Origin of the sequence: Aquibacillus kalidii (genome assembly GCF_014280935.1) — a bacterium.
Lineage (GTDB): Bacteria > Bacillota > Bacilli > Bacillales > Amphibacillaceae > Aquibacillus_D > Aquibacillus_D kalidii.
On the sequence record NZ_JACLZI010000033.1, the window covers coordinates 1 to 8,800 of the forward strand.

The 8,800-nt window shown below is 36.9% G+C and carries 7 protein-coding genes; 5 read left to right on the forward strand and 2 right to left on the reverse strand.

Going from position 1 to position 8,800, the window contains the following annotated elements; translation table 11 throughout:
* Nucleotides 1-653 precede the first annotated feature (653 nt).
* From H7K77_RS06645 to H7K77_RS06655, 3 genes are all read left to right on the forward strand, one after another.
* Nucleotides 654-1,088, forward strand: a complete 435-nt coding sequence (locus H7K77_RS06645; RefSeq protein ID WP_186576950.1) for a DUF1934 domain-containing protein — start codon at nucleotides 654-656, stop codon at nucleotides 1,086-1,088.
* A complete protein-coding gene (argS, locus tag H7K77_RS06650; RefSeq protein WP_186576951.1) occupies nucleotides 1,085-2,752 on the forward strand; it encodes an arginine--tRNA ligase in 1,668 nt (555 codons plus the stop codon). Before H7K77_RS06645 ends, argS begins: the two co-directional genes overlap by 4 nt.
* Nucleotides 2,753-2,933: 181 nt before the next feature.
* Nucleotides 2,934-3,725 carry a GNAT family N-acetyltransferase gene (locus tag H7K77_RS06655; protein ID WP_186576952.1) on the forward strand — a complete coding sequence of 264 codons (792 nt, stop codon included), beginning with the start codon at nucleotides 2,934-2,936 and terminating at the stop codon, nucleotides 3,723-3,725.
* Nucleotides 3,726-3,819: 94 nt separating this feature from the next.
* On the opposite strand, the gene H7K77_RS06660 is transcribed toward H7K77_RS06655, so the two are convergent.
* Both H7K77_RS06660 and cls read right to left on the reverse strand, forming a co-directional pair.
* Nucleotides 3,820-3,984: a XapX domain-containing protein gene (locus tag H7K77_RS06660; RefSeq protein ID WP_186576953.1), complete on the reverse strand. Its 165-nt coding sequence runs from the start codon at nucleotides 3,982-3,984 to the stop codon at nucleotides 3,820-3,822.
* A 15-nt stretch (nucleotides 3,985-3,999) separates the two neighbouring features.
* On the reverse strand, nucleotides 4,000-5,235 hold the full coding sequence (gene cls, locus H7K77_RS06665; RefSeq protein WP_222599254.1) for a cardiolipin synthase: 1,236 nt from the start codon (nucleotides 5,233-5,235) through the stop codon (nucleotides 4,000-4,002).
* 120 nt (nucleotides 5,236-5,355) lie between these two features.
* Here cls and H7K77_RS06670 point away from each other — a divergent pair, with 120 nt between their 5' ends.
* Nucleotides 5,356-7,506 (forward strand): heterodisulfide reductase-related iron-sulfur binding cluster, encoded by a 2,151-nt coding sequence (locus tag H7K77_RS06670; RefSeq protein ID WP_186576955.1) that lies wholly within the window; start codon nucleotides 5,356-5,358, stop codon nucleotides 7,504-7,506.
* A gap of 91 nt (nucleotides 7,507-7,597) precedes the next feature.
* Nucleotides 7,598-8,185, forward strand: a complete 588-nt coding sequence (locus H7K77_RS06675) for an AAA family ATPase (protein ID WP_186576956.1) — start codon at nucleotides 7,598-7,600, stop codon at nucleotides 8,183-8,185.
* The last annotated feature ends 615 nt before the right edge of the window (nucleotides 8,186-8,800 follow it).

The window sequence follows — 8,800 nt, forward strand, 5'->3', positions numbered from 1 at the left end:
CCTTTTAACAAAGCGAAATCTTATGGTATTTCTAATTTCGCGATGTTAGCTGCCTTTTAACAAAGCGAAATCTTATGGTATTTCTAATTTCGCGACGTTAGCTGCCCTTTAACAAAGCGAAATCTTATGGTATTTCTAATTTCGCGACGTTAGCTACCCTTTAACAAAGCGAAATCTTATGGTATTTCTAATTTCGCGACGTTAGCTGCCCTTTAACAAAGCGAATTCTTATTATTTTTCTAATATCACGACGTTAGCTGCCCTCTAACAAAGCGAATTCCTATGGTATTTCTAATTTCGCAATGTTAGCTGCCCTCTAACAAAGTGAATTCCTATGGTTTCTCTAATTTCGCAATTTAAGGAGCCCTTTACATAGAGAATTCTTGATATTTATCTAATTCGCGACGTTAGAATTCCTTTCGATTCACAATCCACAGCGTCGCATTAGCACTCAGTTAATTAAAGAATATAGTTACTGCAGATTTTATCTCAAATACGTATTTAAAGCAGCAACAATGTATGAAAAGAGTCTAATATAGAAATATAAGATAACTAGTGGGGACAACAACAGACTAACTTTTCTAAAAAACTTGTTTTTTTCCTTATACATTCTTATACTTAACTTCGAATCCCATTTTGCAAGGGGTGATAAAATGGAAGCTACGAAAATTCCTGTTCACATAAAGATGACAACCGAAATTAGAGAACTAGGACAAAAAAGTGTTACCGTAATGGAAGAGCAAGGTAGTTTTATTCAGAAAGGACATACCTCTGTGTTAACCTTTACGGAACATCAAGAAGATCAGGAAGATGTTAATTCCTTGATTACGATAAATCCAGATAAAGTAAGTGTAAAACGATCTGGTGCAGTAGACATGAACCAGCAATTTCGCAAAAAACAAGTGACTGAAAATGTGTACCGTCATGCCTATGGAACTATCCATATGGAGACACATACTGATCAGATTACATATGAACAGCCAACCAGTGGCAAAGGAAAACTATTTATTAGTTATACAACTAAGCTAAACGGTGAAGGGGAAAGAAGGCATCGTTTGACGATTATATTTAAGGAGGTAATACAATGAACATTATGCAGCAAATGCAAGAAAACCTGAAAGCTGAAATAAGACAAGCTGTTTTGAAAGCAGAGCTTGCCACACAAGAAGAATTACCAGCTATTATTTTAGAGCAACCAAAAGATAAAGCACACGGTGATTATGCAACGAATATTGCGATGCAACTGGCTAGAATCGCTAAAAAAGCTCCTAGACAAATTGCAGAGGAAATCATTAATAATTTTGATCAAGCTAAAGGGTCGATTACAAATGTGGAGATTGCAGGGCCAGGTTTTATTAACTTTTTTATGAACAACCAATATCTTGCGGACCTAATTCCTACCATTTTAGAGCAACAAGAAGCATACGGTTCCTCTAATACAGGAAAAGGCCACAAAATCCAAGTCGAGTTTGTATCGGCAAATCCAACAGGTGATCTGCATCTTGGACATGCTCGTGGTGCATCAGTTGGGGATACGCTTTGCAACATTTTAGATAAAGCGGGTTACGACGTACAGCGTGAATATTACATTAATGATGCTGGTAACCAAATTGCCAATTTAGCAAACTCTGTACAAGCACGTTACATGCAAGCATTGGGCCAGGACTTTTCGATGCCTGAGGACGGCTATCATGGTAAAGATATTATTGAACTTGGACAAAAACTAGTTGAACAATATAAAGATGAATGGACAAAAAAATCAAACGAAGAGCAGTTAGCCTTTTTCAGGGAGTATGGGTTGAAGTATGAGTTAGAGAAACTCGAAAATGACCTAGCCCAATTCCGTGTTCATTTTGATAAATGGTTTTCTGAAACATCTTTATATGAAGATGGAAAAATTCAACCAGCTTTAGATACACTAAACGAAAAAGGCTTTATCTACGAACAAGATGGTGCTACTTGGTTACGATCTACTGATTTTGGTGATGATAAGGATCGTGTATTAATTAAAAATGACGGTAGTTACACTTACCTAACGCCAGATATTGCTTATCATAAAAATAAATTAGATCGTGGATTTGAAACATTAATTAATATCTGGGGTGCAGACCATCACGGTTATATTCCAAGAATGCGTGCAGCTATCCAGGCGTTAGGTTACCAAGCAGATACATTAGAAGTAGAAATCATCCAAATGGTTAACTTGTTCCAGGATGGCGAAAAAGTGAAAATGAGTAAGCGTACCGGTAAAGCTGTTACATTGCGTGAATTGATGGAAGAGGTTGGGATCGATGCAATGCGTTACTTCTTCGTCATGCGTTCTAGTGACTCTCATCTCGACTTCGACATGGATCTAGCAAGATCAGAATCTAACGAAAACCCGGTTTACTACGTACAGTATGCACACGCAAGAATTTGTACGATGCTAAAACAAGCAGAGGAAAAAGGGTTAGATTCGGAAGGGTACAATGGCGAACTTCTAACTTCTGAAAAAGAAGAAGAATTGCTAAAACGCCTTGGTGAATTTACACAAGTAGTAGCAGATGCAGCAGAAAATCGTACACCACATCGTATTACGCAGTACATTTTTGACCTAGCATCAAGCTTGCACAGCTTCTATAATGCTGAAAAGGTATTAGATACTGAAAATGTAGAACGTACGAAAGCAAGAATTGCGCTAATGAAATCAGTAAGAATCACGATCGCTAACGGCCTAAAACTAATCGGAGTTAGTGCACCAGAAAGCATGTAGGGACAGTTTAACTGTCTCTTTTTTTTTATCCTAAAATGAAGATGTTGGTAGGGTGATTTTTAAACCGCACAGTGTCCTATTGTGTCAAAGGAATGTGTGAAGAACATTTAATAAAACACTTTACTTTATCTAAAGATTACTGCTATGATATCCCTTAAAAAAACAAAAGTGAGGGGATGCTATGATCAGGCAGCTGACGGAAGCAGACGACGGGATTTGCCAACGTTTGATTCATAAAAAACCAGCAGAAAATTTATTTATTATTGGGGACATTGAAGCATATGGTTACCGAAGTGATTTTCAGAAAGTCTGGGGTGATTTTGATCAACACGGTGAATTACGTGCTATCCTACTAAAGTATGAAAAAAACTATATTCCTTTTGCGATTGGCTCTTTTGATGTTAAAGGCTTTGCTGCAATTATTAACCAGGCAGACCACACACCAATGCTATCCGGACTAAAGGAGATAACGAAGCAATTTGAACCACATTTAAATTTTTATTTGAAATCAAAGAGGGAATTATTTTATGCAAAGTGCACTAATGAAACAAGACTACCCGACATTAATACATCTTCAGTAAAAAAGGCTAAAACAGTGGATATTCCTCGCTTAGAAAAACTGTTGAAAAGTGTTCCGGAATTTAAGGAAATTAGCTTTACCAAGGAAAGTAAAAAACGAAACATGGAAAGTGGATCGTCTCGTGTATTTTATATAGAGGATGGAAACGAAATGGTATCGACTGCTTCAACATCTGCAGAAAATAGTATTTCTGCAATGGTCGTAGGAGTTGCCACATCTCAGGAGTATAAAAAGAAAGGCTATGCGACCAAATGTATGACGAAGCTCTGTAAGGAGTTGTTGCATGAGGGGAAAGAATTATGCTTGTTTTACGATAATCCTGATGCAGGAAAAATCTATAAACGTATTGGATTTGAAGATATAGGTTTTTGGATGATGTACACTTTTGAATAAGCAAATAAGGGGAGTGATTACTGCTCCCCTATAATCCGATATCAGATAATATCTGATGCTTCCATTCTTAACATGTTGGTGTTCAGTTTTTGTGTCACATAACTTGCTGTATCCAGTTGAACAACTTGAAACCAAAGTAAATACCAACAATCCCCATAACTCCTGCTAGGGCTGGAGGTGCAGGTATCGGTAGTTTAAGCCATGCAAAAAGGAATCCGACAATAATTCCTGTTAAGATAGCTAAAATTACTTCTTTCATCATTATCACTCCAATCTATAAAAGAGGTCTAATACATCTAGCGATGACGGCAGATAACTTTGTCGAGATCGGTTGTTGTTTGATCCAGTTTTCTGTAAGAGACTTACTGGATTCCACATCTCTAAAATAAGCAGTGCGAATGTCCTTAATGAATCCGGTATTGGAGTCTATAACTGCATTTATTTCTTTATTTAGAATCATACTTCGTTGGTCGAAATTAGCTGTTCCAATATCACAAAATGTTTCATCAATAATCATGACTTTTGCATGGTAGAAACCATTTGTATATAGATATCCTTTACCACCGGATTGCAAGAACTGCTTGTAAAATGGTAGCGCACCACTTTTAACAAATAGATGATCTGCTTTTTCGGGAACGAGTAGTGAAACCTCCACACCCCGATCTAATGCGGCAACTAGTGCTTTCATTACTCGATTAGTTGGTATAAAGTAGGGGGTTCCGATTAATATTTCAGATTTTGCCTTATCAATCCACTGGACCATTCGCTCCTCTAATTGACCACTTTCTGTTACGAAAATATTCATGAGGGACTTGATCGATCGTTCAAGTTCAAAATTGTATTTAGGAACAGGTAGACGCTTTTTTGCTAAGGCACAACTCCAGTCGTATTTGAAAACAAATTGAAGTGCCTCCACAATATTGCCAGTAACCTTTAAATGATAATCTCGCCAGGCACCGAGTTTAGGATCTGCTCCTATGTACTCTTTTCCAATATTAAACCCACCAATATAACCAATTTCGTCATCAATAATCGAGATTTTACGGTGATTCCTACGATTTAATTTATAAAAAAACAATGGAAATGTTGGTTGATTACTGTAGGCAAAGTGAACTCCGCTTGTTTTAAGATCTTGAATAATTTCTCTGCTTAATTTTAAGCTACCAATACGGTCAACAAGAAATCGAACACTAACCCCTTCGCGTGCCTTTTCTTTCAGTATTTGATACATTTCTCTGCTTAATTCATCATTTCTAACAATATAAAACATAACATTAATACTTTTCTTCGCATTTCTTAAGTCTTGGAAGAAGGAAGTAAATAAAGTATTTCCGTCAGTAAATAAATCATATTTAGCTGAAATTTGATTGATATTTATATTAGGAGGATTTTTTTGATACACTCGCTCCCCAATTTTAAAATCCATAACTAGGAGTAGGATTAATAATAAAACAATAGAAAAGGTTAAGAGTACCAAATTTAGACTCCTTTCAATTACTTCTGTAGTCATTTAATCTACCCATAATGTTTAAAAACATGAATATTCACAACAAAAATATTGACTGAATGTTCATTCATAATTTAAAGTATACATATAATAAGGTATAACAAAACAAAGGGGGAGCAAAAAATGGGGATGTTAGTTGTCAATTGGATTATGTTTTTCATTTGTTTAATCTATGCTATTTATTTGTTTTTACGTGTTGTAAGTACTCGTATCGCATATATAAAATTAGGGAGGAAAACAGAATTTGATGGCCAGCTAAAGACAAGATGGAAGAAAATATGGATAAATGTCTTTGGGCAAAAAAAGTTATTAAAGGATAAAAAGTCAGGTATTATTCACGTTATGATGTTTTATGGCTTTCTTCTGGTCCAATTTGGTGCCATTGATTTTATTTATAAAGGGTTAGTCCCTGGCTCGCACTTGCCTCTAGGAATATTTTATGAAGGGTTTACCTTTTTTCAAGAAATGGTAACCGTAATGATTTTAATAGCGGTTTGTATGGCTTTTTACCGACGCTATATGGAAAAGCTTGCTCGGTTAAAAAGAGGACTTAAAGCAGGACTTGTTTTAATCTTTATTGGAACCTTAATGCTATCTGTACTAGTTGGTAATGGAATGGACTTAATTTGGCACGGAGAGTCAGGTGGTTGGTCAGAACCAATTGCGTATTTAATTGCAAGCGCTTTCTATTTTGTGCCCCCAACTTTAGCTGCTGCTATTTTCTTTATTGCTTGGTGGGTTCACCTGATTGCACTCCTAAGCTTCCTGGTGTACGTACCGCAATCTAAACATGCCCATCTAATAGCAGCACCGATCAATGTGTTTTTAAGTAGAAATGTTCCTCCAGGTAAATTGGAAAAAATAAATTTTGAAGTAGAGGATGAGGAGATAGAGGATGATGTTACGTTTGGTGTAGGGAAAATAGAAGACTTTAAACAGCTACAAATGATTGATTTTTATTCATGTGTGGAGTGCGGGCGCTGTACGAGTGTATGTCCGGCAACTTCTACAGGAAAAGTCCTTTCACCAATGGATCTAATCGTTAAGTTGCGGGATCAATTAACACGAACAGGTGCGGCTGTAACGGGTAAGTCACCATGGGTACCAGTAAAGGCATTTGCCAATACAGAAGGCAATAGGCTAGCAAAATCTGGTCAAGCCAACCGTTTTTCGTCAGATCATGAGGTAGCTGCAGGTCTGGAAGTTCCAAATGGATCAAGCCTAATAGGGGATGTGATCACGGAAGAAGAAATCTGGGCTTGTACCACTTGCCGTAATTGCGAAGATCAGTGTCCAGTGATGAATGAGCATGTAGATAAAATTATAGACTTACGTAGATATCTTGTCCTAACCCAAGGTAATATGGATCAAGATGCGCAGAGGGCAATGATGAACATTGAACGACAAGGTAACCCATGGGGATTATCAAAACGGGAGAGAGAAGATTGGCGCGGTCTTGACCCCTCTGTAAATGTACCGACTGTTAAGGAACTTAAAAAGTCAGGGGAAACCTTCGAGTATTTATTTTGGGTCAGCTCTATGGGGGCTTATGATAGTAGAAGTCAAAAGATTGCATTAGCGTTTGCTAAGCTAATGAACAAGGCTGGAATTAAGTATGCCATTCTTGGAAATAAAGAGGCTAATTCAGGAGATACAGCCCGACGACTAGGAAATGAGTTTTTATTCCAGGAACTAGCCGAAAAAAATATAAAGGAATTCCAAAAGCATGATGTGAAAAAAATAGTCACCATTGATCCACATGCTTACAATATTTTCAAAAATGAATATCCTGACTTTGGTTTTGAGGCGGAGGTTTATCATCATACTCAAGTTTTATATGATTGGGTTATGGAAGGTAAACTACAACCCGTTCACCATATAGAAGAAACGATTACCTATCATGACTCCTGTTATCTAGGAAGATATAATGGAGTCTATGATCCTCCACGTGAAATTCTAAAAACAATTCCAGGTCTGAACTTAGTAGAGATGGACCGGACTAGAGAAAATGCGATGTGTTGTGGTGCGGGTGGTGGATTAATGTGGATGGAAGATAAAACAGGGACTCGTATTAACGAAGAACGAACGGAACAAGCGATGCGAGTAAATCCTACTATGATATCAAGCGCCTGTCCTTTTTGTTTAACGATGTTAAGTGATGGAACAAAAGCAAAAGAAGTGGATAACAAAATCGGTACAATGGATGTTGCAGAGATACTTGCTTTATCCCTTTTTGGTAAAGAGGTAAAAGAAGAAAAGCTCATGGAGGGATAACCCTCTTGTGAGCTTTTCCTTTTCGTTGATCCAATTTCATGGCATAATGGAAAATAGAAGAAAAATAACGGTTACAATATGAGGTGTTGGAATGCAGAAACTAGTATTTTTTGTTGGCGTTGCAGGAACAGGTAAAACAACAGTGGCAGAGAAAATTGCGAAACAAAGGCCATGTGCATTTCTTGATCGCGATACTGTTGGCGGTCGGTTTGTAGAACATATTTTAGAAATGCAAGGGTTGGATAAAAATGATCGTGATTCAGAGTTCTATAAAGAGAATTTAAGAGATTTAGAATACGATACGACGAAAGATATTTGTATCGATAATCTTGCTGCAGGACAAGATGTTTTTATGATTTCCCCATTTACTGCTGAACTTAAGAATAAAACATGGATTGAAGAAGTCCTACAAGCTAGTAACAAGTCTTTTGATGAGGTTGATGTAAAAGTAGTGATTGTGACTCTGAATGATATAGAGACACAAAGAGAACGCATTGAAGATCGTGGAACAATTCGAGATACTTGGAAGCTAGAAAATTGGGATTCCTATGAAACTAGAGTTGATTTTGTTCCAACAGTGAATTGGGATATTCCTGAAGCTAACATTTTGGAATTTGATAATTCAGGAGATTTAACAGACGATAAAGTCTCAAAATTAGTAGAATTCATCGAAAAATAAAAATAAAAAAGGCTCTCCAATGAGGATGAGCCTTTTTTATTTTTTGCCAAAATGTATCTGTGCAATAAGTGAAACCTTTATAAGACTAGGACACTTTTTGTATAGAATCACCAGTAAGAAGTTGGATAGGCAATGTAACAAAGCGAATTCTTATGGTATTTCTAATTTCGTGACGTTAGCTGCCCTTTAACAAAGCGAATTCTTATTGTTCCGCTAATTTCACGACGTTAGCTGCCCTCTAACAAAGCGAAATCTTATTATTTTTCTAATTTCGCGACGTTAGCTGCCCTCTAACAAAGCGAAATCTTATTATTTTTCTAATTTCGCGACGTTAGCCCCTCTAACAAAGCGAATTCTTATGGTATTTCTAATTTCGCGACGTTAGCTGCCCTCTAACAAAGCGAAATCTTATGGTATTTCTAATTTCGCGACGTTAGCTGCCCTCTAACAAAGCGAAATCTTATGTTTTTTCTGATTCCGCGACGTTAGCTGCCCTTTAACAAAGCGAAATCTTATTATTTTTCTAATTTCGCGACGTTAGCTGCCCTTTAACAAAGCGAAATCTTATGGTTTCTCTAATTTCGCAATGTAAGGAGCCCTTTACATAGAGAATTC

What these genes read in the sequence shown, in the direction of transcription:
- H7K77_RS06645 (WP_186576950.1), top strand. Translation starts at nt 654, where the DNA reads ATGGAAGCTACGAAAATTCCTGTTCACATAAAGATGACAACCGAAATT.
- argS (WP_186576951.1), top strand. Translation starts at nt 1,085, where the DNA reads ATGAACATTATGCAGCAAATGCAAGAAAACCTGAAAGCTGAAATAAGA.
- H7K77_RS06655 (WP_186576952.1), top strand. Translation starts at nt 2,934, where the DNA reads ATGATCAGGCAGCTGACGGAAGCAGACGACGGGATTTGCCAACGTTTG.
- H7K77_RS06660 (WP_186576953.1), bottom strand. Translation starts at nt 3,984, where the DNA reads ATGAAAGAAGTAATTTTAGCTATCTTAACAGGAATTATTGTCGGATTC.
- cls (WP_222599254.1), bottom strand. Translation starts at nt 5,235, where the DNA reads ATGACTACAGAAGTAATTGAAAGGAGTCTAAATTTGGTACTCTTAACC.
- H7K77_RS06670 (WP_186576955.1), top strand. Translation starts at nt 5,356, where the DNA reads ATGGGGATGTTAGTTGTCAATTGGATTATGTTTTTCATTTGTTTAATC.
- H7K77_RS06675 (WP_186576956.1), top strand. Translation starts at nt 7,598, where the DNA reads ATGCAGAAACTAGTATTTTTTGTTGGCGTTGCAGGAACAGGTAAAACA.